This window comes from Thermodesulfobacteriota bacterium, from assembly GCA_034189135.1.
Taxonomy (GTDB): Bacteria; Desulfobacterota; Desulfobacteria; order Desulfobacterales; family JAUWMJ01; genus JAUWMJ01.
The window spans coordinates 41,719-65,828 of the sequence record JAXHVO010000128.1 but is presented as its reverse complement, the minus strand read 5'-3'; the positions used below and the strand labels follow the sequence as shown (position 1 = coordinate 65,828).

At 41.6% G+C, this 24,110-nt stretch carries 26 protein-coding genes; 20 read left to right on the top strand and 6 right to left on the bottom strand.

Translation table 11 applies throughout. The features are described 5' to 3' along the window. The first annotated feature begins 9 nt into the window (after positions 1–9). The 6 genes from SWH54_18585 to SWH54_18560 all read left to right on the top strand — a co-directional run bounded on the left by SWH54_18585 (position 10) and on the right by SWH54_18560 (position 4,588). Positions 10–234, top strand: coding sequence for a hypothetical protein (locus tag SWH54_18585; protein MDY6793280.1), 225 nt, complete (start codon positions 10–12; stop codon positions 232–234). Next, positions 228–1,442 carry a hypothetical protein gene (locus tag SWH54_18580; GenBank protein ID MDY6793279.1) on the top strand — a complete coding sequence of 405 codons (1,215 nt, stop codon included), beginning with the start codon at positions 228–230 and terminating at the stop codon, positions 1,440–1,442. Before SWH54_18585 ends, SWH54_18580 begins: the two co-directional genes overlap by 7 nt. Positions 1,443–1,622: 180 nt before the next feature. Continuing rightward, on the top strand, positions 1,623–2,915 hold the full coding sequence (locus tag SWH54_18575; GenBank protein ID MDY6793278.1) for a class II fructose-bisphosphate aldolase: 1,293 nt from the start codon (positions 1,623–1,625) through the stop codon (positions 2,913–2,915). Position 2,916: 1 nt separating this feature from the next. Then, complete coding sequence (locus SWH54_18570; protein ID MDY6793277.1) at positions 2,917–3,420, top strand: NUDIX domain-containing protein; 504 nt, start codon at positions 2,917–2,919, stop codon at positions 3,418–3,420. A 371-nt stretch (positions 3,421–3,791) separates the two neighbouring features. After that, positions 3,792–4,148, top strand: a complete 357-nt coding sequence (locus SWH54_18565) for a DVU0524 family FlgM-associated protein (GenBank protein MDY6793276.1) — start codon at positions 3,792–3,794, stop codon at positions 4,146–4,148. Between the two features lie 146 nt (positions 4,149–4,294). Further along, complete coding sequence (locus SWH54_18560) at positions 4,295–4,588, top strand: hypothetical protein (protein ID MDY6793275.1); 294 nt, start codon at positions 4,295–4,297, stop codon at positions 4,586–4,588. A gap of 70 nt (positions 4,589–4,658) precedes the next feature. On the opposite strand, the gene hisF is transcribed toward SWH54_18560, so the two are convergent. Genes hisF through SWH54_18540 form a run of 4 tightly spaced genes read right to left on the bottom strand, consistent with a single transcriptional unit; the run spans position 4,659 to position 7,392 of the window. Continuing rightward, the gene (hisF, locus tag SWH54_18555; protein ID MDY6793274.1) at positions 4,659–5,438 is read right to left on the bottom strand and encodes an imidazole glycerol phosphate synthase subunit HisF; all 780 of its coding nucleotides are present in this window, start codon (positions 5,436–5,438) and stop codon (positions 4,659–4,661) included. A gap of 13 nt (positions 5,439–5,451) precedes the next feature. Continuing rightward, on the bottom strand, positions 5,452–6,078 hold the full coding sequence (gene hisH / locus SWH54_18550; protein ID MDY6793273.1) for an imidazole glycerol phosphate synthase subunit HisH: 627 nt from the start codon (positions 6,076–6,078) through the stop codon (positions 5,452–5,454). After that, a complete protein-coding gene (gene mazG, locus SWH54_18545) occupies positions 6,062–6,883 on the bottom strand; it encodes a nucleoside triphosphate pyrophosphohydrolase (GenBank protein MDY6793272.1) in 822 nt (273 codons plus the stop codon). The genes hisH and mazG overlap by 17 nt, the downstream gene beginning before the upstream one ends. Next, positions 6,865–7,392 (bottom strand): CvpA family protein, encoded by a 528-nt coding sequence (locus SWH54_18540; protein ID MDY6793271.1) that lies wholly within the window; start codon positions 7,390–7,392, stop codon positions 6,865–6,867. The genes mazG and SWH54_18540 overlap by 19 nt, the downstream gene beginning before the upstream one ends. Before the next feature lie 272 nt (positions 7,393–7,664). Between SWH54_18540 and SWH54_18535 the strand changes: the two genes are divergently transcribed. The 11 genes from SWH54_18535 (at position 7,665) to SWH54_18485 (ending at position 17,882) form a co-directional block, all read left to right on the top strand. After that, on the top strand, positions 7,665–8,666 hold the full coding sequence (locus SWH54_18535; GenBank protein MDY6793270.1) for a PhoH family protein: 1,002 nt from the start codon (positions 7,665–7,667) through the stop codon (positions 8,664–8,666). 60 nt (positions 8,667–8,726) lie between these two features. Further along, on the top strand, positions 8,727–11,123 hold the full coding sequence (locus SWH54_18530; protein ID MDY6793269.1) for an HDIG domain-containing protein: 2,397 nt from the start codon (positions 8,727–8,729) through the stop codon (positions 11,121–11,123). Further along, positions 11,077–11,463 (top strand): rRNA maturation RNase YbeY, encoded by a 387-nt coding sequence (ybeY, locus tag SWH54_18525; GenBank protein ID MDY6793268.1) that lies wholly within the window; start codon positions 11,077–11,079, stop codon positions 11,461–11,463. The genes SWH54_18530 and ybeY overlap by 47 nt, the downstream gene beginning before the upstream one ends. A gap of 122 nt (positions 11,464–11,585) precedes the next feature. Further along, the gene (locus tag SWH54_18520) at positions 11,586–12,305 is read left to right on the top strand and encodes a pyridoxine 5'-phosphate synthase (GenBank protein ID MDY6793267.1); all 720 of its coding nucleotides are present in this window, start codon (positions 11,586–11,588) and stop codon (positions 12,303–12,305) included. 270 nt (positions 12,306–12,575) lie between these two features. After that, positions 12,576–14,123, top strand: coding sequence for an NAD(P)H-hydrate dehydratase (locus SWH54_18515; protein MDY6793266.1), 1,548 nt, complete (start codon positions 12,576–12,578; stop codon positions 14,121–14,123). Beyond that, the gene (tsaE, locus tag SWH54_18510; GenBank protein MDY6793265.1) at positions 14,123–14,614 is read left to right on the top strand and encodes a tRNA (adenosine(37)-N6)-threonylcarbamoyltransferase complex ATPase subunit type 1 TsaE; all 492 of its coding nucleotides are present in this window, start codon (positions 14,123–14,125) and stop codon (positions 14,612–14,614) included. Before SWH54_18515 ends, tsaE begins: the two co-directional genes overlap by 1 nt. Next, complete coding sequence (locus SWH54_18505) at positions 14,605–15,822, top strand: aspartate kinase (GenBank protein ID MDY6793264.1); 1,218 nt, start codon at positions 14,605–14,607, stop codon at positions 15,820–15,822. The genes tsaE and SWH54_18505 overlap by 10 nt, the downstream gene beginning before the upstream one ends. Before the next feature lie 351 nt (positions 15,823–16,173). Then, complete coding sequence (locus tag SWH54_18500; GenBank protein MDY6793263.1) at positions 16,174–16,668, top strand: hypothetical protein; 495 nt, start codon at positions 16,174–16,176, stop codon at positions 16,666–16,668. A gap of 101 nt (positions 16,669–16,769) precedes the next feature. Next, positions 16,770–16,994 carry a hypothetical protein gene (locus tag SWH54_18495; protein MDY6793262.1) on the top strand — a complete coding sequence of 75 codons (225 nt, stop codon included), beginning with the start codon at positions 16,770–16,772 and terminating at the stop codon, positions 16,992–16,994. Positions 16,995–17,348: 354 nt separating this feature from the next. After that, positions 17,349–17,525, top strand: coding sequence for a hypothetical protein (locus SWH54_18490; protein ID MDY6793261.1), 177 nt, complete (start codon positions 17,349–17,351; stop codon positions 17,523–17,525). 75 nt (positions 17,526–17,600) lie between these two features. Further along, positions 17,601–17,882, top strand: coding sequence for an integration host factor subunit alpha (locus SWH54_18485; protein ID MDY6793260.1), 282 nt, complete (start codon positions 17,601–17,603; stop codon positions 17,880–17,882). 53 nt (positions 17,883–17,935) lie between these two features. Here the strand turns inward: SWH54_18485 and SWH54_18480 are convergent, their stop codons facing one another. After that, positions 17,936–19,633 carry a sugar phosphorylase gene (locus SWH54_18480; protein ID MDY6793259.1) on the bottom strand — a complete coding sequence of 566 codons (1,698 nt, stop codon included), beginning with the start codon at positions 19,631–19,633 and terminating at the stop codon, positions 17,936–17,938. A 297-nt stretch (positions 19,634–19,930) separates the two neighbouring features. Here SWH54_18480 and SWH54_18475 point away from each other — a divergent pair, with 297 nt between their 5' ends. Continuing rightward, positions 19,931–20,917 carry a beta-ketoacyl-ACP synthase III gene (locus SWH54_18475; GenBank protein MDY6793258.1) on the top strand — a complete coding sequence of 329 codons (987 nt, stop codon included), beginning with the start codon at positions 19,931–19,933 and terminating at the stop codon, positions 20,915–20,917. Between the two features lie 5 nt (positions 20,918–20,922). On the opposite strand, the gene SWH54_18470 is transcribed toward SWH54_18475, so the two are convergent. Further along, positions 20,923–21,819, bottom strand: a complete 897-nt coding sequence (locus SWH54_18470) for an exopolyphosphatase (GenBank protein ID MDY6793257.1) — start codon at positions 21,817–21,819, stop codon at positions 20,923–20,925. Between the two features lie 154 nt (positions 21,820–21,973). On the opposite strand from SWH54_18470, the gene sixA reads away from it, so the two are divergent. Together sixA and SWH54_18460 are read left to right on the top strand one after the other, a co-directional pair. Then, positions 21,974–22,435 carry a phosphohistidine phosphatase SixA gene (sixA, locus tag SWH54_18465; protein ID MDY6793256.1) on the top strand — a complete coding sequence of 154 codons (462 nt, stop codon included), beginning with the start codon at positions 21,974–21,976 and terminating at the stop codon, positions 22,433–22,435. A gap of 155 nt (positions 22,436–22,590) precedes the next feature. Continuing rightward, a complete protein-coding gene (locus tag SWH54_18460) occupies positions 22,591–24,057 on the top strand; it encodes a rhomboid family intramembrane serine protease (protein MDY6793255.1) in 1,467 nt (488 codons plus the stop codon). Positions 24,058–24,110: the final 53 nt, after the last annotated feature.

The window sequence follows — 24,110 nt, the reverse complement described above, 5'->3', positions numbered from 1 at the left end:
TGAAATCCGATGGTAATATCTTCCAATTATAGCCTGGTGCCCACTGTATATAACGATCACCAGCTCAAACCGAAGCTTTCGGCAAATTTAAACCTGTACAGGGATTACTGCAAAAATGTTTTTAAGTTTGCCGATACCGATATGGATCATCATATAAATACTTACAACCAGGCAAGCATGATTGAGCCTTTAAAAACAAATCATATCGGTTTGCTGATTGATATTTATTGCTGAGTTCTTCGGCATTCAACAATTTCTTTCCTTATCATTACATGTATCTATCCGCCTTTTTACACAGAGCTGAATTCTTTGAAATTACCAACAGGTGGCTCTCCGACAGATTCGAACCTGAAGACCCCCTTAAAACCACCAGGATAATCACTTACGACAGCTTTGCCGCATGGGAAACCATGCTCCTATTCATAAATAAACTTCTCAACTCCCTTACAGACTTACCTTTTAAGAAATCGCCCATTTCACATAAAAAAGTATTAAAGGATTTTTTATGCCACAACAGTCATGCAAAATCTGATAGAATAAAGTCTTTAATAACAAAATATATGAAAACTCCCGAATACTATTACGTTGGATCTCCCATAACCGGTTATCTCTATCACGATCATCTTACTCATTTGCTGAGTATATGCCGATTCAAACGCACGAGGAGGATTGCTGAAAAGGCAAGCCGATATGCGTCAATGCACGTTTATAATGAAATCAGATCACTGGCAAAGGATATTTCAAAAGTAAAAACCAAAAGAAAAAATAATAATGCGCTTTTTCTGCATAACGATTATATGGAAGCAGAAAAGCAAATCATGTCTCGAATCAGGAAGAACGGTATCAAATTTCCCGTTGATTCTATGACAATCAACGACATTGTGGGAACGAAAATTATCGACAACAGGTATGGAGAAAATAAACTTGAATCTGTGCTCACCGCCCTGCCCGGAGTTTCCGTAGTTGAGAAGGAAAAACATTCAGGAAATTATAACGCTGTCCATTATATTGTTGAACTAAAGGTCGATTTCGATTATATTACCGACAAATTTAAAAAAAATAACAAATATCAAAATTCAATTAAAAGCAGACTGCCGAACGTTCAATCATATGAGGACTTTGCCGGGTTCATTATCACCGGAGCCGATACCATCCAAATGGATCTGATATTTACCACTTTTGAAGAGCTGGTGGAGTCTGAAATAGGGCGAAGCATGCATGAAAGCCGAATTTTCCGTCAGAGGCAGGGACAGGATCTTTATGGAAACATTTCTTTAAATATAGAATATATCATTGAATATCTTCTGGCAGTCGGTTTGAGCCCAACCGTTCATATGGATGAAATACCGATAAAAATCTGGGGCAGGTATCTACCGGATACATTAAGCTATCAGATTCGAAAACTCTATCAAATGCCTGAGTATTCGCTTATCGATGAATAACCCTTTAAGCACATTTGTCTCTAACCATAATAGGTGTTTTAAACTTATTTGTTTGGTGGTTGCTTAAATGTTCCGGAGTACAAATGGCATTTACGGGTGGTTAATCGTCAATACTATCGCGTGACACCAAAAGAGCACGCTGCAAAATCGTACCAATTTTTTCTTAAAGGAGGATAAGCCATGGCTGCAACCCGTATCTCTTCTACCGATTTTGAAAAGGCACTTAAAAAAGGCCGTCCACCCAATGTTGTAAAGCTTTTCCCGAATTCAAAAGCGCTCATCGTGAGCGGAAAATTTATCGACAGGGCAATGCTCGTCAAAGGGAAAGCCACCACCATGGCCGCCAACGGAAGGAGTAACTTTGTGATACGGGGCGCCTTAAAAGCTGCGCAAAGAGCCAATGCTGCTATTATCATTGAAATCGCCAGATCTGAGGGTGGAGCCAATCCCTACTGTGCGGTGAATTACTGGAATATAACCAGGCATGTGGATGCGATGTGCAACGAGCTTAATATTACCATTCCGGTCGCCATACATGCCGATCACTACGGTATCAAAAAGGAAGGCGATTTAGCAGCGGCCAGGATAGAGATCCCGACTCTGTTTGATGCAGGATTAACTTCAATTGCCATAGATGCTTCGCATATGCCGGATGACAAGAATCTCCTTGCCAATATTGAGTTAAACGCCTTGATACCCAAATGGGCCGGGCTCGAAACAGAAGTCGGTGAAATTAAAGGAAAAAGCGGTCTTTCAACTGTGGAAGAGGCTCTCTTTTTAATTCAGGGGTTAAACGCGCGTGATATTTTTCCGGACTGGATTGCACTAAATAACGGAACCACCCATGGAATTGAGGAAAGTGCCCAGGGGATACAGGTCGATTTAACCAAAGAAATACATGATGCACTTGCCGACTATAAGGTATCCGGGGCCCAGCATGGGACTTCCGGAAACAGTTCTGACCGACTGAGAGAGATCGCAGCAAAAACAAGAACCACCAAGGCAAATGTGGCTACGGCCCTGCAAATGATTTCATGGGGCCTTGAAGTGAATGATTATGGAAACGCCATTCTTGACGATAATGGAGACTTCATCAAGGTGAAAGGAGAAGGCGCTTCAGAAAGGATTTGGCACGAAATGACGGCCTATGCCATTGCCAACGAACTCAAGGGAGGAAACTACAAAAAGCTCAACCTGCCCTTTGAAAACAAACTTTTGGGGCAACCGAAAGAAATCAGGGAAAGAATGATCCGTCGGGTTGAAAACTTTGTTTACAACATGCTGGTAAATGTATTAAATACAAAAGATACCGCACCGCTTGCTATTGAAACCATACTCAAGGCCAACTCATACGATCCGGGCTCAAAAGCGAAAAAAATAGAAGATCCGATGCAATGGACTGAAGATAAAATTATAGAGCGCGCCGGCCGGATCTCTTCCAACAAAGGGCCTGAAGGTGATTTTGACGATTGAGATGCGGAAAAAAACCAATTGTTCATACTGCGGCGCACCGCTTTCAACAAAATTAATCGAGGGGACTGTACGCCCTTTTTGTGAAGCCTGCAGGGAACCTGTTTATGAAAACCCGGTACCTGCCACCTGTCTGGTTGTTGTAGATGAGAGCAAAAAATTATTTCTGGTCAAAAGGAGCGTAGAGCCTAAAAAAGGTTTCTGGTGTCTTCCCGGAGGTTTCATGGAGCTTGGAGAAACACCTGAACGAGCGGCCTTAAGAGAGTTAAAAGAAGAAACAGCTCTAACCGGACATATCGGTATGCTCCTTGGGGTCACTTCAAACCATAGCGACAAATACAATACAGTCCTCATGATTGGCTATCTTGTTGAAAATTATAGCGGAACACCCAGAGCAGGAGATGACGCATCGGATATCGCATGCTTTGACTTCGCTAACCTGCCTGAAGTGGCTTTTGAAAGTCACAGACATTTCATTAGGATTTATTTGTCTGCTTATGCTCTATAGTAACGCTATTTAATTGAGGATTCGGGAAGTTTTTCAATCTCTACTCAGTTTGTCCGGATAGGCGCCCATTTGCCCGTATCAGCCTTAACTAATAACTCAAGTTTCGCACCCCAGTTTGGCGAAAAGTAATGCCCTGACGGCACGTCACATATAAAATCAGATGTGAATCGAAACAGGCAGAGACGATCAACGCTACCGTTTATTTCCCCTGATCATACATTTTTTTCTTAATTTTGCCATCGCCCCAAAAGTTTTTATATTCCATTATATCAATAGGTTAATCATTTTTCTGCATATTTATATCCATTTTTTTTCATTTTTTGCTAAAGTTATTAAACCATTGTGCCGATATGTAAGTCAGGAGAAAAATTATGCAAATCACAAATTATCAAATGCAAAATGTTCTTAAGGTTTACAGCAGGCAGCTAAGCAAAAATACCCATACTAAAAAAAACAGCGCTCCTGCTAAAAAGTCATCGGCCGACAAAATCAGTATTTCCATAGAGGGAAAACTAAAAGCCATTTATAATAACGTAACTGCTGACATTGTTAACCGCATTACCCGTGGCGATCAGGAAGATAAACCGGAAAAAGCAGACCATGAAATTACTAAACAATTTCAGCATACCATCGAAAGAGAAAATAGTAACGAGAAAGCCGAATTTATTTACCACACCATAGATAACAGCAAAAAAAAGACCAATTCGCTTTCCATCAAAAGGTTTTAACCAGGTGACTTGAGAAATCTTACCGATGAAGGGATAAAAATTACTGTCTGTCGAGTTAATAGGATGAGACCTTTAAAAATGCTAATTTCTCAAGGGAGATAAGGTTTCAGAGCGATATCAACAAAACATGAAAGGGGGGCTTGACCATGATCAATGCGATAGGAGAAGCGTCAATACAACAAACCATGCGAACAAATCATAATAATGTTGTATATGACAAGGAAATAGCGCAACAAAAGGTCACACAGGCGATACAGGAAAGACCCGTGGGAAAAACAGATGACAGTCCCGGTTCTAAAATGGATACCCAAACAGAGGATAAGACCGACACCAGGAACACCATCGAAAACGGTAAAGTGATACTAGAAAAATATGATGAAGACGGAAATCTAATCCAAAGAATTCCACCCGGATATGTACCTTTTGGTAAAACGGTGTAAAGGAGTAAAAATCCGCACCCAAGAGATGTGGTTTTACATTTGAACAAACAGAGTAAATCCTAAAAAGTGTCTACCAAGATTGGCGGACTTTTACTCCGTTTTCCGCAAGATATGATTTAATCTGCCCAACGGTATAATTACCATAGTGAATCATTGATGCAATAAGCGCAGCATCTGCCTTTCCCTTTGTCAGTACATCCTTAAGGTGTTCAGGCTTACCTGCCCCGCCCGACGCAATGACAGGGATTTCAACACTGCCTGAAATAAGAGAGGTCAGGTCAAGTTCATATCCCGTAGTTGTTCCGTCAGCATCAATCGAATTCAGGCATATCTCCCCTGCCCCGAGTTCCTGGGCTTTGATTGCCCATTTTAAGGCATCAATGCCCATATACGTTCTTCCACCATTGATCACAATTTCATACCCGGACGGAATATTGTCTTTTACACCCACATGCTTTACATCCATACCCAGAACGATACATTGGCTGCCAAACGCTTCGGCGCCCTTTGCAATAACATCAGGGTTCTTTACAGCAGCAGAATTGACGCTTACCTTTTCAGCACCGGCCAAAAGTACTTTTCGCATGTCATCCACACTGCGAATACCTCCACCCACTGAAAAAGGTATGAATATGGAATCAGCCACACGCCTCACCACGTCAATCATGATATCCCTCTTTTCGCTGGATGCCGTGATATCATAAAATACAATTTCATCCGCCCCTGTTTGATAATAAAAGCGAGCCATTTCAACAGGGTCGCCAATATCGATATTATCTTTAAACCGAATCCCTTTGGTGGTTTTCCCTTCCCGGACATCGAGGCAGGGTATGATACGTTTGCTCAGCATGTGTAATTTCCTTTTACGGCTTCCATTTGCAAAAATTCTCCAGCATTCTCAGCCCCGGTCGTCCACTTTTCTCAAGGTGAAATTGGGTGGCAAATAAATTTTCAAAACCAACCACAGATGCAAATAAAACTCCATAATTAGTGGTCCCCAGCACATGCGCTGTATTCTGCGGCTCCGGATAAAAACCATGCACAAAATAAAATTCATCATCCCTGTCAATACCGGAAAGCACCGGATGTTCTTTATTAATCGCCACACGGTTCCAGCCCATATGAGGAATTTTCAGACGGTTTCCATTTTTCGTGGCTTTACCCGGCTGAAAAGCCCGGACCAGACCGTTTATTATGCCAAGACACGGGGTATCATTTTCCTCACTGTGCCCCATAATCACTTGAGTTCCCAGACAGATTCCAAGAATCGGTATGCCCATGTGAAATGCGTCATTTATCGCGCTGTCAAGACCGGTACGTTTCAAACTCGCCATGGCACTGCCGGCAGCACCGACACCCGGAAATATGATATGCTCCGCTTTTAATATTTCTCCGGCGTCGCTGGTCACCCGGCATTGAAAACCGATATGTGATACAGCCCGTGCGACACTGGTCAGATTTCCCGCATCATAATCAATAATTGCGATCATAAAATCGCTTCGCCTCCTCCCACATCAATTCTATTTCATTTCGTGTAAGATCTTCTAATTTTTTTCCCTTTTTAAAAAGCGTTTCTTCCATATACCTAAATCGTTTTTCAAATTTTTTTATTGCAGCACTAAGTGATGTTTCCGGATGAATTCCGGCAAACCGGGCGACATTGACAAGGGTAAACAGTATATCACCGAACTCCATCGAGGCTTCATCTTTTTTAAGTGACAAGGCAGACTTAAATTCCAACAACTCCTCTTTTACCTTTTCCATCACCGATGAAATAGTATCCCAGTCAAAACCGGTTGCCGCTGCACGCTCGGAAATCCTGTATGCCCGCATCAGGGCAGGTAGTTTTACCGGAACACTGTCAAGAACTGAAGCTGCACCGCTATTATTTTTTTCCTGCATCTTGATTTTGTGCCAGCGCTGTCTTATTTCATCGGTGTTTCCTGTCTCGACACTGCCAAAAACATGGGGATGGCGCCTGATCATTTTTTGGGTGTTTGCACGGGCCACATCATAAATATCAAAATGCTTCATGGCGTGATATAATTCAGCCATGAAAAATATTTGAAACAAAACATCACCAAGCTCCTCACAAACCTCCTGAGGAGTGCCTGATTCAATGGCATCAAGGAGTTCATATACCTCTTCCACCAGATAAACCACCAGGGTTTCAGGAGTCTGCTCCTTATCCCAGGGACATCCGTTTTTTCCTCTTAACGTCTCTATCAACTGAATCAAGTCTTCAAGAGGTGTTTTATCAGCGGATGAGTCTCTCATTATCTTGATATGTTCCAAGATTTCTTCAGCTCACTGATTTTGGATAAAAACTCACTTTTTAAATCTTTAGAAACAATTCTTGCCATTTTTTCTGAGACAAACGCCACGTGGGAGGACAGCACGGAGTCTTTTACAAATGAGGCATTCTTCGGAAGGAAAGCAGTAAAAATAATTAAAAGAACAGAAACAATCAATATCCCTTTTATTATACCAAAACCGGCACCACAGACACGATCCACCCAACCCATAAAGGCAATATCGAGCACATATTTGATAATCACTCCTAAAATACTGATGATAAAAAACACACCGCAAAATAAAATTAAAAAGCTTACTATATTCAGATAGGCTGCACTTGATATCCAGCGCGATAAAAGCCCCGCAATAACCGTATAATATGAATATGCGGCATAAAAACCTGCCAGTACCCCTAAAATTGAAGACATCTCCTTGATCAGGCCTCTAAAAACTCCCCTCAGCACGCAAAACGCCACAATGACGATTATTAACATATCAAATTTATTCATAATATCCTTATAAATGAAAACAGAATTTATTTTGCCACCACCACACACAGGGTTTGGTTGTGAATCTTTTTTTGGGGTCGGGGTGCTTTAGTGACAATAAAATAGTATATTTTGCATGTAAAACAGTCATTTATTCAAATTTGTAAACTAACAAAGCGATAATTTTGAGTCAAGGTGTTTTTATTTTCACCCTGTTTTGCAAAATTGTAGTTTGCAATCCCTTAGAAAGGTATGATATAAGAGTTTGTTTATTCTGATGGTGTTGAAAAAACATGGAATCGAGTCAACCTTATCATAACAAAGTAACTCCGGGCGATAATCAGACCAAGTTGGATTTTGCTGATATTAACCTGTCAAGGCAGCTGTTTGGAGAACATAACAGCAATCTTAAAAAAATTGCTGATGCGCTTGATCTCTCAATTAATGCCAGAGGAAATACTGTTTTTATTCAGGGTGACGGGATTTCAGTAAGTCTGGCACAAAATATTCTTCAACAGCTCTATGACCTTTCCAAAAACGGGCACACTGTTTATCCTAACGATATTGACCACGCAATCCGAGTGTTAAGTGAAGATGACCGAATTAATCTGAAAGATATTTTCCTTGATACGGTTTGCATTACATCTAAAAAAAGTCCAATATCGCCCAAAAACCAGGCCCAAAAGGATTACATCGATGCCATACGCAGTTTTGATATCGTTTTTGCTATTGGCCCTGCCGGAACAGGAAAAACTTATCTGGCTATGGCTATGGCTGTATCGGCTCTTTCCAAGGGCCTGGTCAGCCGTATTATCCTCACCCGGCCCGCAGTTGAGGCCGGCGAAGCACTCGGTTTTCTGCCAGGAGATCTGGCAGAAAAGGTTGACCCTTATTTAAGGCCCCTTTATGATGCACTTCATGATATGATGCGATTCGAAAAGGTTTCCAATCTTATGCAAAAAGGGGTAATAGAAGTCGCACCGATTGCATTCATGCGCGGCAGGACATTAAACGATTCCTTCATCATATTGGACGAGGCGCAAAACACCACCACTGAGCAGATGAAGATGTTTTTAACCCGTATAGGTTTCAGTTCCAAGGCTGTCATTACCGGAGATATAACCCAGATCGACCTTCCCTCAGACCGGCCTTCAGGCCTGGTAGAAACCAAAAATATTTTACAAAACATCGAAGGAATAAAATTCGTTTTTTTTTCCAAAAAAGATGTGGTAAGGCACCGTCTGGTTCAGGAGATAATCAAAGCATACGAAGATCTTGAAGCGAGCCGGAAATGATGACGACGCAGAAAGCCGAAACAACGAAATTGGGACTTTTTACGAATTTAACCATAGACAATGACTGGTAAAATAAATACAGATTCCGTCAGTAAGTTTTTTGAAAATAGCTATCGTTTCCGTTGGGCTGTTATGCTTGGGGTTACCATAATATTCACCCTTATACTTTATCCGAACCTTATCCCCCTGAAACATTCCTATCAACTTGGAGACGTGGCCGGAAGAGATATTAAAGCGCCAAAAGATTTTTTAATAGAAGATATTGAAGCCACCAAGATAAATAGAAAAAACGCTGCCGAAAAGGTGTTGACGGTCTATGATTTCGATACCGCCTTGTCTTTTGCATTAACCCAGCGCATACACCAGGCCTTTGCCGATCTTCAGGCTGTTTTCAACGCTAAACAGGATTCAACCCAAAAAACAAAAACCGGCTCTTCCGCGGCCGTGGAAAAAAAGCCTTCCTTGCATGACCAAGTCTGGCAAATGAAGGAAGAATTTGAAAGAAAAATCGGCTTTAATGTCAGCAACGGTGCTTATAAAATCCTGGAAAAAGAAAAATTTTCACAGGACATCGCAGAATTAATCGCCAAAATACTGTCAAAAATTTTACAAAACGGCGTGGTGTCCAATAAAGCCCTCCTTCTTAAAGAAGTCGATAAAGGGATCGTTTTACGCAGTATCGAAACGTCAAACGAAACGGTGGTAAAAAAACTAAAGGTTTTTTACGGGCTGGATCAGGCCAATGCGATGGTCAGAATTGTCGGCAAACCACTTTTAAAAAATCGCCGCTATACGATTAAAAACCTGATCGTCGATTTTGTTCAAAACCTCATTGCACCAAACATCACCCTGAACAAAAGCGAAACAGAGGAGCGAAGAAAAAAAGCCGCATCGGAAATCAAGCCGATACTCCACCAGATTAAAACAGGGGAAATGCTCCTGCGCGAAGGTGAACTGGTAACCATGGTTCAACTTTTAAAACTTAAAACGCTTCAAGCCCAAACCAGACAAGAACATATCGTCTCCAAAAGCATCGGCGCGGCAATGATTATGCTTTGTCTCCTGGCTGCAACCTATATCCTGCATATACCCCGGCAAAAAAGTATGGCGAGCAAACACAATAAAAATCTTCTTTTTATTTCCAGCGTACTGATCACATTCTTTTTGCTAGCCGATATTTCGGCTTCTTTGTCTGAATCGCTGATTGCAAATGTATCATACTCCATACCTGCCTCTTCCATACCCTACGGTTTTCCTCTTGCTGCAAGCGCCATGATCATATGTCTGTTTCTGGGGCTTGAAATCGCCATACCCTTTGCCATGATAATCGCCATATGTGTTGCCGTCATATTTCAAAACAGTTTTGAATCTTTCCTGTTTTTCCTCATAAACGGCTCGATGGCTGCATACTGGATACGTGATTGCAGAGAACGCAAAGTATTTATAAAAGCCGGGGCAAAACTTGGATTGCTGAATGTGGTACTGGTGGTTGCCACTGACCTTTATATGGCGGACTTTTCAACGTCCAAACTTTTATGGGGTTCGGGCTTTGCTTTTCTGGGCGGAATCGGTGCCGGCATCATTACCTCCGGCTTAGCTCCTCTAATAGAAATCGCCTTTGATTACACCACAGACATAAAACTCCTCGAACTGGCAAACCTTGATCAACCGATTCTCCGCAGACTGATGATGGAAGCCCCCGGGACATATCACCATTCTGTTATTGTCGGTTCCATGGTTGAAGCGGCCGCGGCTGAAATCGGAGCCAACCCGCTTCTTGCGAAAGTCTGCGGATACTATCACGACATTGGGAAAATTAACAAGCCGCTGTATTTTATTGAAAATCAGGTAGCGGGTAAAAACAGGCATGATAAGCTGGCGCCTTCCATGTCGAGCCTTATTTTAATTGCACACATTAAAAATGGTGTTGAAATTGCAAAAAAGAATAAACTGGGTCAGGTGATCGTTGATGCAATCCAGCAGCACCACGGCACAAGCCTGATCAAGTACTTTTATGACAAAGCCATACAGCAAAAAAGAGAAAATGCTGTAAATATTGATGATTTCAGGTATCCGGGTCCGTTGCCACAGACCAAGGAAATCGGACTTGTGATGCTGGCAGATGTTGTTGAAGCCGCATCCAGAACCATGGCAAATCCAACCACATCCAGAATTCAGGGCCTGGTGCAAAACCTTATCAATAAAATATTTTCTGATGGTCAGCTGGACAACTGTGAACTCACCTTAAAAGATCTTCACAGTATTGCCAAAAGATTTAACAAAATATTGCATGGAATCCACCACCATAGAATAGAATACCCCGAAGATCGTGTTGCAAATAATGGAAAGAGGAAAAATGGGAATTCTAATAGACGACAGGCAAAAAAAACACAAAATATTGAAAGCAACATTGAAAAAGAAAGCTCAAGCCATCTTAAACGCCTTGGGCAGTCCTGAAGGAGAACTTTCCATACTTGTTGTCGATGATTCGGAAATTAAAACCCTTAATAAGAATTATCTAAATCGATCCGGGCCTACAAATGTGATTGCTTTTCCCATGCAAGAAGGAGATTTTTCAGATCTAAACCCTCAAATTCTTGGAGATGTGGTCATCTCCAGCGAAACTGCCATGCGGGAAGCATTACACGCGGGAATCACCACCGAAGAACGCTTGGTGCAACTTCTGATACACGGCATTCTCCATCTTTTTGGTTTTGATCATGTTAAAAATGATCAAGGGGCTCACCAAATGGAAAAAAAGAGTGATGAACTGTTAAGACTTGTTGCATCACTTTAGCGAAATAAATCGGAACGTTAAAAATCCGTCGGCACGTAGACGTCTGGGTGCCGGGTTCATCCGGGCATGTTTTTCGCTTGGCTAAACAAATATGTTTGGATTTAATTTATAGGAGGCTATCAATGGCTGGTTTAGCAGTAAACGTCGATCATATTGCAACTTTAAGACAGTCCCGTGGTGTTTCTTATCCCGATCCTGTGGCGGCAGCCGTATTGGCCGAACTTGCCGGCGCCGACGGCATCGTTGTCCACCTCCGCGGTGACAGACGACACATTCAGGATCGTGATGTCAGAATATTACGTAAAGTGGTTCAAACCAAACTTATTCTCGAAATGGCTTCAACCACCGAGATGCTCGGGATTGCACTGGATATCAAGCCTGATCTGGTGACTCTGGTCCCGGAAAGACGTGAAGAAATTACCACCGAGGGTGGCCTGGATCTTGTTGTTCACAAAACCGCGGTTACTGAAACCATTGGAATGCTTCAAAACAGCGGTATTCCGGTCAGCGTTTTCATAGATCCTAAACCGGAACAGTTAAAGCTGGCCCATCAGGCAAATGCCAATATGGTTGAAATCCATACCGGAACATTCTGCGATGCCACCACGTCTAAGAAAAAAAAGCAAGCTTTCAGCAAGATTGTAGACGCGGTAAAGCTTGCATACAAGTTGAGGCTTGGCGTTAATGTCGGTCATGGAATATGCTATAATACCATAAAGGCCTTTAAGGGCCTTAAAGAAATTGACGAATTCAGCATCGGCCACAGCATCGTCTCAAGAGCTGCGCTGGTTGGGATGGAAAGGGCGGTCAGGGAGATGCTGGCGCTGATAAAAGAGCTATAGACGCTTAACAAACCTACAACGCAACTTACCAGTTTTATTTGGCAACAGTTTCTTTTTCTGTCATGCGATATTGTTGCGGGTTGCGCGTTTCGGGTTAAGGGGTATAAAAAAGGATCGTTTCCGATTGACAACTCGCAACTCGTAACTCGTAACTCGAAACACTTACTTGATATGCAAACAAATTAACTTGAACCTTGAACCCGGCTTACCGAGGCCTAGCCGAAGGCGGAGTCTGGTGCGAAGCGCTCATCTTTAATATTGGAGAAAAGAATGTACCTAGTTACCGCCGGTGAAATCCAGCAAATGGACCGGCAAACCATTGAATCGTTCGGCATCCCCGGAAGGGTTCTGATGGAAAATGCCGGAAGGGGTGCAACGCGCGTCATTTTTGATCAATTTGATGATATTGTTCATAAAACGGTCGGCGTGCTTGCAGGACGTGGAAACAATGGCGGAGATGGCTTTGTCATTGCCCGTTATCTTGCTCAAAAAGGGTCGGATGTGACGGTATATCTTCTGGCGCAAAAAACCAGGGTTCAAGGCGATGCTGCCGCAAACCTTAAGCTGTTAGCCCCACTTAATGTTCCGGTCATCGAAATACCCGATGAACAGGCTTTTTTGGCACATAAAACAGGTATGCGCCATCAAAAAATCTGGGTGGATGCTTTACTCGGTACCGGTTTGAAATCAGATGTAACAGGATATTTTAAGCAGATCATCGAATTTATAAACACCCTTGGCAAACCTGTTTTTTCGGTAGATATTCCGTCCGGCTTAAATTCTGATACAGGCCAGGTTTGTGGGACGTGCATCCGTGCTCAAGCCACTGCAACTTTTGCATTTGCCAAACTAGGCCATATACTCTTACCGGGAGCAGAGTTCACCGGATACCTTGAGATCATTGATATCGGAATACCTGACCTTATTGCAAAAAATATCAGACCCAAACAACACCTCCTGACATTGGAAACAATTCGCAATGCTTTAAAACCCAGAGCCCCTGATTATCACAAGGGCACTGCGGGTCATGCTCTGGTTATTTCGGGTTCCGTTGGAAAAACCGGAGCCGCTGCCATGACAGCCATGTCTGCCATGCGTGCAGGTGCCGGTCTGGTCACCCTTGCCCTACCGCAAAGCTTAAATCCTGTTTTAGAAACACAGGTTGTTGAAGCAATGACCTGTCCCCTTCCGCATACTCAAAACGGAAGGATCGGTGAATCATCATTTAATACAATTATGGATCTGCTATCCGGAAAAAAATGCCTTGCCATAGGACCGGGTCTTGGAGATGCTGCTGAAACGAAAAAGTTGGTTCATCGAATCATACAGGAAAGCCCGGTAACGATGGTCATTGATGCGGACGGACTGAATCATATAGCCGGCAGCACTGAAATATTAAAAAAAACAACGGCCCCGGTAATTTTAACCCCTCATCCCGGAGAAATGGCCAGGCTGATAGATTCAACTGCCGATTTGGTCCAGAAAGACCGCATCACCTGTGCTCGAAGATTCGCCGAAAAATATAATGCCCATGTTGTACTAAAAGGCGCAAAAACCATCATTGCCCACCCTGAGGGCCATGTATTTATTAACCCCACCGGAAATCCCGGAATGGCATCCGGCGGAATGGGGGATGTTCTTACCGGAATTATTACTGGCCTGGTTGCCCAGGGATATTCAGCCGAATCTGCCACTCACACAGGGGTATACCTCCATGGTGCAGCCGCTGACACGCTTGCGGAAAAAGTCGGGCCTTTCGGTTATCTGGCAACTGAAGTCATGAACGCCATACCCGGTCAAATCAAATTGATTGTTTAATGGAACTAACCACACATTCCCTTGACGAAACACAGTCTTTAGGAAAAAATATGGGGAAAATGCTCAATTCAGGAGCTATTTTTGCTCTAACCGGCGATCTGGGCAGCGGGAAGACTTCTTTCGTCCAAGGGCTTGCAAAAGGCCTTGATGTTTCTGAAAAATATTATATAACCAGTCCAACATTTACCTTAATAAACGAATATCCGGGCCGATATCGATTGTTTCATGTCGATCTTTATCGTATAGAACATTTTTCTGATTTAGACGAGTTAGGTTTTTACGACATACTTGCCAGCGATAATGTAATCGCAATTGAATGGGCGGACAGGCTGTTGGATGATTTCACCTCCGATTATATAGATATGAGATTTGAAATTTTAGCTGACGAATCAAGGATGATCAATATAGCTGCATACGGCGGGAAACACAATTATCTGATAAAAAATTTGGAACACAGCAAAAGATATAACAAGAGGATTAAATGGGTTTAATTGTTCAAAAATTCGGTGGCACATCCGTGGCTGACATTAACCGCATTCACAGTGTTGCCAAACGGGTGGCAAAAACCTATGATCAGCAAAATGATGTGGTCGTCATTCTTTCAGCCATGGCAGGGGTTACCGACGATCTTATAGAAATGGCGAATAAAGTCACCCATTCACCCGATAAACGAGAGCTTGACGTGCTGATCGCTACGGGGGAACAAACCACTGCTGCACTTCTATCGATCACCCTGCAATCGATGAACTATCCTGCTCAATCTCTACTCGGATATCAGGCGGAAGTCGTAACCGACCATACCTTTGGTAATGCCCGTATTCTTGAAATTGGGGCAAACCGTATTAAAAAAATGCTAGCCAAAAGAAACATTGTGGTGGTCGCCGGTTTCCAGGGATGTGATACGCAAGGGAATATCACCACCCTCGGTCGGGGCGGTTCAGATACATCTGCCGTGGCCATTGCAGCAGCAATAAAGGCTGATATCTGCGAAATTTATACGGATGTGGATGGAATCTTTACCGCTGATCCCAATATCTGCAAAAAGGCAAGGAAAATAAAAGAAATTTCCTATGATGAAATGCTTAACATGGCAAGCCTTGGTGCCAAAGTCCTTCAAATCCGTTCAGTCGGTTTTGCAAAAAAATACAATATCCCCTTACATGTAAGATCATCATTTAACGAAGAGGAGGGAACCATGGTTGTTGATGAAGACTCCGGTATGGAACAACTTGTTGTATCGGGGGTAACACACAACAAAGATGAAGCCCGCATCACTTTAAAAAAAGTCCCGGATCAACCGGGAGTGGCGGCCAAAATTTTCACCCCGATTTCAGAATCCGGCATTCTTGTCGATATGATTATCCAAAACACTCGAGCCGGCGGGCAGACAGATTTGACATTTACCGTTCCCAAGGCAGATTTTACCAAAGCTCTGGAAATAGAAAAAAAAGTGGCTGAAAAAATTGGTGCTCAGGATGTTTTCGGGGATAAAAATATTGCAAAGGTTTCCGTAATCGGTGTGGGAATGAAAAACCATTCAGGTGTCGCATCCATTATGTTTCACACACTGGCCAAAGAAAATATCAATATCATCATGATCAGTACCTCTGAAATCAGAATTTCCTGCATTATTGAAGAAAAATACACCGAACTTGCCGTTCGAGTTCTCCATACCGCATTCGGACTGGATAAGGAGTAAACCGGCAATCCGCTTATCATTTCAAGGCTCCTGACCCGGGGGAAATCTGAATGCAACGTATAAAATTTAACCGAGTTTTTATCACATCCCAAGGTACATCCACCGCTGAGGAGTGCTGAATTTTGCCTAGGTTTAATACCGATCAGTTGATATTTTCCCTGTTGCTGGGAGTAATTATACTGGGAATTATCATTTACCGTTCTTTTTAGACCCAATGATTAAAATGCATATTAACGTCGCCAACTCAGGCAAAATTCAGCAGTAACAAAAGTCAACAAAGACGATAACGCACTTGACATATTCGAAAAACTTTCGTGTAATAAAGATACTATGGCTGGCAGGAGGAAAAAAATGAAAATGCATCAGATTGAAATAGATGATAAGATCTGGAATCATTTAAAAAACTTTGCCGAACCATTTACCGATACCCCAAACTCCGTTTTAAACCGGCTCCTTTTCGGTCAAAAAACCACGAAAAACCCGAAAGCCGGAAAGGATACCAGCATTGATATCAAGGGAATACCAGATGCATTGGCCCAAATTTTTGAAGTTATTTATGAAATAGAAATAAACGGGCTTTCAAGAGTACAGGCAACCAACAAGGTTGCCAAGGCAAAAGGAACCACACCCAAAACGGTTAGGGAAAAATACTGCGGTCAACTGAACAAAAAAGCATCTGAAATCGACCGACTTTTCAACCAACCGGGTTATGAGAAATTTATGCAATTACTAAAAGATAAATTTGTTCATCATAAAGATATAATAGAAATCTTTTTTGAATCGCTGATATCCGATGAAGGATTTGATAAAAAAGACCCGGATCTTAGCCTGGAAAGCCTGATTTAGCCTGTAAAAAAAATATGCACCCTTGAGCATTCAGGTGATCCGTGTTTAAAGCGTATCTCTGTCAAAAAGGTATGAAATCGTCTGTATTTGGGAGAATTTAAATGAAAAAGCCTTTGTTAATCCTTGTCATTACCGGCGCTTTGATTTTTACGGCTTTAAATTACCATTTTATATTAATGGATAAAAATGTTAAAATTTTAAAGAAGGCGGAATTCACTTTTAGCAATACCTTTGTTGATGCCAGAGGAGCGAAAAAATTCACGCTTTTATTAAACCCTTCTCTGGTAAAATCCGGAATAAAAAAAGTGTTTAGAGATAATAGGTAACCCAGGGCAGATAAGATAACTTGCCGCTAAAAACATAGACCCCATTGGATTGTTGAGAGAAAAAATAATTATTCCCGTATTTTATAAATTTTCCAGCATCAAACGCCCAATTTGCAGATATATAATCGATATGGCATATTATAACAATGGGTTAACAACATAACCCCTTAACCGTTTCATCAAGCCTTAAATATTGTTTATTGCCAATAATTTTAGAAAATTACTGTTTGAAACTTGACATATCCATTATTTTCGTATATTTATATACTTGATAGAAAAATTTATGAACTCATAAAAATTAACCGACCTTCGGTAAATCAAATTTCCCAACACCCAGGATAGTAAAAAACTTTTATGACTGACAGTGACCATGAAAAATTAAAGGCTGAAATTAACGGAATAATAAAAAATATAGATAACACAATGAAAAAAATAGAAAATATTATTCCTGTCAAACAGGATGTGCCGGATCAGGCCACAAGTCATACCGGTGAAAAACCACCTAATACACAACCAAAAAATAACCGTTGACGTTAATTGTCAAATTAATTAATTAACATCAACTCATTATGGATTAAAACTGAACACGTTCTTTTAGGAGGAAACATGGCATTAACCAAGAATGATATTGTTGTTAAAATACACGATCTCGGCTTTACCAAAAAACACTCGGTTGATATCGTCGAATCCCTGTTGGAAATTATTAAAGGTACTCTGGAAAAAGGGGAGGATGTGCTGATTTCCGGATTTGGAAAATTTTGCGTAAAGCACAAGAACCAGCGTCGAGGTCGAAACCCGGCTACAGGTTCAGACTTAATCCTTAGAGAAAGAAAAGTCGTCACATTTAAATGCTCCGGAAAACTCAGAGATAAAATTAACGGCAATTAAAAGACCAATTTTTGAGCCAATTTTCCGATAGATACCATTTAGTTGCAGTTACCTTAAACGGTAAGCCATATAAACTGATACGGATTTAGTCGTATTGAATTTATTGAGAACATCTCTCCTGTTAGAAGATCCTTCATCAAGGGAGGCACACCGCCTCTTTTCAATGTACAAGAAACCTGCAATGATGATATATTGGTCAGCGCATATATGGTTTGATCTTCGCCATACCTGGCAATGGTAAAGATTCTCGGATCAATATGCAGTATGTCAAACCCGGCATTTGGATGAAAGGCGGATTGCTTTTTTCTAACCTTTATCATATGGATATAAGCATAAAAAATGCTGAAACGAAAAGTGTCATAATTTTCCAGTTGTGATATCACATCATCCGATCGTAATTTTTTCCTGTTTATGGCTCTCGCCACCCCGGTTTCCCTGACTCCCTCTTCCCAATTTCTTGAGCCTATCAGGCTGTGAATATAGGTGGCAGGCACCCCGGGAAGAACATACTGGATCGCCTGAGATGCCAGAAACCTTTGGGCGTGATACCTGTCTGGATCAAACTTCCTATTTAAGAGTGCATCCACATAGGTGATATTCAACTCATAAGGGCTTTCGGAACCATCTGAATTCTTTTTACAGGAAACTCTCCCCCCGTTGTTCTTGATGGTTTCAACAAGAAAGTGAATCTCTTCCACCGGCAATATCCCTTCAAGGGGCCTGACCCCTATGCCGTCATGGGAAGCGGTAAAATTAAAAAAAGTATTGCTGTCGGATTTTAAATCCAACCCCTTGGCCCAGTTAGATAAAACGGATGTATCTTCTTTTAAAAATGAATACAATAAAAGTGGCGGAAGGGTAAAGTTATAGACCATTTGCGCCTCATTATCGCCGTCGCCAAAATAGCTTATATTTTCATGGTGCGGCACATTGGTCTCTGTAAGTATCATCACATGTGGGGCAACTTCATCCAGTATGAGGCGAAACAGTTTCACCACCTCATGGGTCTGCTTAAGATGAATACAGCTTGTTCCTGTTTCTTTCCACAAATATGCAATCGCATCCAGCCGTATAATGGCTGCTCCTTTATGCACGTAGAATAAAAGCACCTCAACCATTTTTTCAAGCACATCAATACTTTTAAAGTTCAGGTCGATCTGGTCCGCACTGAATGTGGTCCAGACGTGGACAATTTCGCCCGATTGTTTTTTGACTTCAGTTAAAAGGGGAAGAGAGCGGGGCCGGGTAACCGCCGAAAGGTCAATGGACGGATCGACTTCTATGGCAAAATCTTTAAATCCTTCTTTTTTTTCCAAATAATATTCAAACCATTTGCTTTTTGCCGAAATATGATTCAGCACCAGATCAAACATCAGCTTAAAATCGGTCCCGGCTGAGTCTATATCCTGCCAGGAACCCAGTGTAGGGTTTACCGAAAAAAAATCCATCACTGAAAAACCGTCATCCGATGAAAAAGGGTAAAAGGGTAAAACGTGTATATGTGAAAATGTGCCCGCTAAGAATCTACTGGTAAATTCATGAATCGTAAACAGAGGCTTTTCCCCGTTTTTATATAAAGTATCACCATAGGTAATCAGTATAACATCATCCTGGGAAAAATATCCGTTATTCCTTTTTGGGCTTATGGGATATTTTTTCATTAGTGAATAAATTTTAGTAAACGCCCGCCTACCCTTTTCTTCACCATATATTTTTTCCAATAACTGCTTTATATTTTGATATTTTCCCACCTTATCTCCCTTATACCAAATATTTTATAGTTATCTAAATATCCATCTAGGTGATTTAGCATAAAGGAATTTATGTATCAACTTATCTTAAAGTGAACCTTGAAGTGAATATATCTCTTTACAAATCGTTCTGCTAAAGATATTAAATCAGGCAATTTCATATGATACCATCCTGATTTAATACTATCTTAAATTTGAGTCCATTGAAGAATACAACTGAATGAGTCGGCACCCATACGTCCGGATGCCGGACCGCTTTTAATAACCCAGAATAAAATATCTTTTGGGAGGATATTTATGCGAGCTATCATTAGCGCAGTGGGGCATTTCGCTCCTGATAATAAACTTACCAATAAAGACCTTGAACAAATGGTAGATACCAATGATGAATGGATAACCACCCGTACCGGAATTAAAGAAAGAAGAATTCTGGGAAAAGGTAAAGGGACATCTTTCATGGCGGTTAAAGCAGCTGAAATGGCCCTTTCACAGAGAAATATTTCAGCGGACGAGCTGGATTTAATCATCGTGGCCACTGTATCACCTGATATGCCGGTTCCGGCAACCGCTGCCCTAGTCCAAAAAGAACTGAAAGCCTCAAATTGCTGGGGGTTCGATTTAAATGGGGGTTGCACCGGGTTCGTTTACGCTTTATCCGTCGCATCTCAATTTGTCGTAAACGGAAAGCATCAAAAAGTTATGGTGATTGGCGCCGATAAGATGAGTGCCATCATTGATTATGAGGACCGTAACACCTGTGTTTTATTTGGGGATGCCGCAGGTGCCGTCTTGATTGAGCCGTCAAATGACAATCTTGGCATAAAGGACTCTATTCTTCACATGGACGGAAGCGGTTTTAAATCTTTATATGTAAGTGCCGGGGGCAGCCTGGAACCGGCTTCACCGGAAACCGTCGGCAAGAGAAAACATTTTGTTTATCAGGATGGAAAAGCGGTCTTCAAACGTGCGGTAAAGGATATGGCTGACGTCTCAATACAGATTATGAAAAAAAATAACCTAACCGGAAAGGATATCCGGTTTCTGATTCCCCATCAGGCAAATTTTCGCATCATTGATGCAGTGGCAAAAAAAATGGAGCTGGATGAGGACCACGTGGTGGTTAATATAAATAAATACGGGAACACCACCGCCGCCACCATACCACTTGCCATGTCTGAAGCTTACCAGGAAAGGCTGATAACAAAAGGAGATTGGATTGTCGTTTCCGCATTTGGGGCAGGCTATACCTGGGGAAGTTGTCTGATTAGATGGGCCATGGAATGACGCCATCAATCTTCAATCGGCTCATTTTTTACTAATACTTCTATTATTTTCCCAACATAATCATCCGCCTTGCTGACATGAAAACGGCAGGCAGCAGCGCCTTGATGCCCGCCGCCTTCAAAACTGGAAAGTAAAAGACCGACATTTACATGGCAGTTTTTATTGAAAATGCTGTGTCCGACACTTATCGCAATCATCTGCCTCTCTTTATCATCATAGCGAATTTTAACATTTACCGATGATTGGGGAAATAGCGAATAAGCCAGGAAACGATTTCCCTCCGGTGTTTCGTCTAAGGAACGAAAATCAGTAATCGACACATGGTTCTTTATCTTGGTGTGTTTTTTCAACAGCGCTTTATATTTTTTGTTATTACTTTTAACTAAATTGAAACGCTCACTGACTTCTTGATCGTTAATAATCGCCCCAATTTCAAACCTTCTTAGCAAATGAACCACTCTGTTCCAGTAAGCCTCCTCGGTTTCAATTCGCCCTGAAATCGTCATGGATAACAGTAAATAGGGGTAATTTTCAGGATGCCGAACCTCATCTAAAGATAAGTCCGCCGAATCGATTTTATCAGTCTGTTTAATAAGTTCGCTATAATCCTGGGTAAATTTATCTCGGTAATATTCATAGATGATACCTGCTGCTGACGGGGCTATCTTAAATGCTCCGTTAAATAATTTACTGATTGTATTGGTATAATGATGATCAAACCATAATGAGCATTTTTCGTGATAAGGCAGGTTTGCAATAATATCACCCGGTCTGATTTCAATCATACCTTTCTGCATATCACCGGGTTCAACCCACTTCACCGGTTCATTAATTTTTTCTGCCTCATACAGAAGTGCCGCACAGACAACGCCGTCAAAATCAGGTCGCGTTACAATTCTCATATGGTTTAACTCCGAATCAATTCTTAAGAAATTTCCAGTGCCCAACAGGCAAGATAAATGTTGATATTTTTACATTATTATCGTATAATTCTAATCCAATTCGTTATCGATTTTATACACTGAACACGTTCAATATTCAAGGAGTATAAAGATAATGGCACTTTTTCTGGTACAACACGGAAAGAGCCTTTCTAAGGATGTGGATCCTGGTCAAGGTCTTTCAAAACAAGGAATAAGTGAATCCAAACGGATTGCAGCTGTTTCAAAAGATTACTCCATTCATGTGACGCAAATAAATTACAGCACCAAAACAAGAGCCCGGCAGACCGCTGAAATTTTTGCTTCAGCCCTTCAACCTCCTGGCGGTATTCATGAAAAAATCGGGTTAAAGCCCCTTGACGATGTGGTCGTTATCGCCGACAACATAGAAAGCAAAGATAACGTCATGCTTATCGGCCATCTTCCGTTTATGGAAAGACTGACCGCCTACCTGATAACCGGTTCTATGGAAAAGACTGTATTTAAGTTCCAAAACAGTGGGGTTGTATGTCTGGACAAAGATCCCGACACCCGTTCATGGGTGATCAAATGGACCATTATGCCGAATATCAGTTAGTGATTATATCCAATTAATTCATCTTTTTCAATTAAATCCTTCTTTTTACTTTTTTTCTTCAGGGTTCACTCAATCGCCGACCGGTTGCCAGATTTGGATACACTGGTTACAGATGTCGCATTTAAATGCTATAAAATGTAAAAAAGAGACTTTGCATGTTAATCATACCTTTGACAGGAAAAATAAGCTGGCGGAATCCTCCCGCTGTCACTATTTGTATTATATTATTAAATTGCCTGGTTTTCTTTTATTTTCAATCCTCCGATAAAGAAATATTTCATGAGGCCAATGAGTATTACTTCGAATCTGAATTGGCTAAAATTGAAGTACAACGATATATTGAGTACGCCAAACAAAAAGTAAAAAATAATCCCGATCTTCATCAGCACCAGGAGCTGGATGAAGAAACCCTTGTCCGCTATCATATTGAAATGGACAAAGATTTCGACTTTCTAAAAAGACTCCGCAACGATAAAATCATTACCGGCGAAGATCCCGTGTATGCAAAATGGAAGAGGTTAAGAAGCATCTATGAAGAAAAACTTTCCAAGGTTGTATTTATTGGCTATGGTTTCAGGCCGGCTTATAAATCATTAACCACCTCTTTTACTTACATGTTTCTCCACGGAGGTTTTGGTCATCTTCTCGGCAACATGATATTTTTGTGGATTGTCGGTTGTGTTCTTGAACTGGGATGCGGAAGGATTTTATATACCGGCATATACCTTTTGGGAGGTCTTCTTTCGGTGGGAGTGTTCTGGCTGGTTTATATGCAAAGTACCGTCCCTCTGGTTGGCGCCTCCGGTGCTATAGCAGGCCTTATGGGAACTTTTACCGTGCTGTTCGGCAAAAAAAAGGTAAACATTTTTTATTCGCTGGGATTTTATTTTAACTATGTGAAAGTACCTGCGATCATTTTGTTGCCCATCTGGATAGGCAACGAGCTATATCAACTCTTCTTCGGTGGAATCAGCCAGGTGGCTTATGTGGCACATATCGGCGGACTTATGGGAGGAGCCATCCTGGGATTCATCAGCCTGAAATTTCCTTTAATTCTGGATGAAAATATCTTTAGGGAAGACCCCAAAGATGAAATTACTCCTCTGATAGAAAAAGCGCTGCAAAGCATCAGTGAGCTGGACATGAAACAGGGTCGCAAGTTGCTGAATCAAGTTCTTGAAAAAGAACCGGGCAACTTAACCGCGCTGACCCATCTGTATAACGTGGAAAAACATACCCCTGAAAGCCTCAGGTTCCATGAAACGGCAAAGAAGCTGCTTTCCCTTCTCATTCAAAACAACGAGTCACCCAAAACAGCATACAATATTTTCCAAGAATATATCAGCCTCTCCAACCGACCCAAACTGTCTCCTCAGCTTTATCTGAGCATAAGCATAATCTGTATTGATACCGGGCACTTTGAAAATGCAAAAAGAATACTCGCCATCCTTTTGAAAAAAAAATCTATCTTGCCGGGTATATCTATGGCACTTTTAAAACTTGCCAACGGTTATCGGCAAAAAGGAATGCACGATCACTGGAGAAAGGTGCTTGTGTTAATCGGCTCTAAATATCCCGACACTCCTGAGGCACAGATTGCTAAAAAAGCCCTGAACGGGTAACCCCTCTTTTTAACCTGATTTATCTTAGTGCTTATCTTATGGTGACAAATACG

Coding starts and splice junctions, on each gene's coding strand:
- SWH54_18485 (MDY6793260.1), top strand. CDS start 17,601: ATGGCATTAACCAAGAATGATATTGTTGTTAAAATACACGATCTCGGC.
- SWH54_18575 (MDY6793278.1), top strand. CDS start 1,623: ATGGCTGCAACCCGTATCTCTTCTACCGATTTTGAAAAGGCACTTAAA.
- SWH54_18495 (MDY6793262.1), top strand. CDS start 16,770: ATGAAAAAGCCTTTGTTAATCCTTGTCATTACCGGCGCTTTGATTTTT.
- SWH54_18565 (MDY6793276.1), top strand. CDS start 3,792: ATGCAAATCACAAATTATCAAATGCAAAATGTTCTTAAGGTTTACAGC.
- hisH (MDY6793273.1), bottom strand. CDS start 6,078: ATGATCGCAATTATTGATTATGATGCGGGAAATCTGACCAGTGTCGCA.
- SWH54_18500 (MDY6793263.1), top strand. CDS start 16,174: ATGAAAATGCATCAGATTGAAATAGATGATAAGATCTGGAATCATTTA.
- SWH54_18505 (MDY6793264.1), top strand. CDS start 14,605: ATGGGTTTAATTGTTCAAAAATTCGGTGGCACATCCGTGGCTGACATT.
- SWH54_18530 (MDY6793269.1), top strand. CDS start 8,727: ATGACTGGTAAAATAAATACAGATTCCGTCAGTAAGTTTTTTGAAAAT.
- SWH54_18540 (MDY6793271.1), bottom strand. CDS start 7,392: ATGAATAAATTTGATATGTTAATAATCGTCATTGTGGCGTTTTGCGTG.
- SWH54_18470 (MDY6793257.1), bottom strand. CDS start 21,819: ATGAGAATTGTAACGCGACCTGATTTTGACGGCGTTGTCTGTGCGGCA.
- SWH54_18460 (MDY6793255.1), top strand. CDS start 22,591: ATGTTAATCATACCTTTGACAGGAAAAATAAGCTGGCGGAATCCTCCC.
- SWH54_18585 (MDY6793280.1), top strand. CDS start 10: ATGGTAATATCTTCCAATTATAGCCTGGTGCCCACTGTATATAACGAT.
- SWH54_18570 (MDY6793277.1), top strand. CDS start 2,917: ATGCGGAAAAAAACCAATTGTTCATACTGCGGCGCACCGCTTTCAACA.
- SWH54_18515 (MDY6793266.1), top strand. CDS start 12,576: ATGTACCTAGTTACCGCCGGTGAAATCCAGCAAATGGACCGGCAAACC.
- sixA (MDY6793256.1), top strand. CDS start 21,974: ATGGCACTTTTTCTGGTACAACACGGAAAGAGCCTTTCTAAGGATGTG.
- SWH54_18560 (MDY6793275.1), top strand. CDS start 4,295: ATGATCAATGCGATAGGAGAAGCGTCAATACAACAAACCATGCGAACA.
- SWH54_18475 (MDY6793258.1), top strand. CDS start 19,931: ATGCGAGCTATCATTAGCGCAGTGGGGCATTTCGCTCCTGATAATAAA.
- SWH54_18520 (MDY6793267.1), top strand. CDS start 11,586: ATGGCTGGTTTAGCAGTAAACGTCGATCATATTGCAACTTTAAGACAG.
- SWH54_18535 (MDY6793270.1), top strand. CDS start 7,665: ATGGAATCGAGTCAACCTTATCATAACAAAGTAACTCCGGGCGATAAT.
- SWH54_18490 (MDY6793261.1), top strand. CDS start 17,349: ATGACTGACAGTGACCATGAAAAATTAAAGGCTGAAATTAACGGAATA.
- tsaE (MDY6793265.1), top strand. CDS start 14,123: ATGGAACTAACCACACATTCCCTTGACGAAACACAGTCTTTAGGAAAA.
- hisF (MDY6793274.1), bottom strand. CDS start 5,438: ATGCTGAGCAAACGTATCATACCCTGCCTCGATGTCCGGGAAGGGAAA.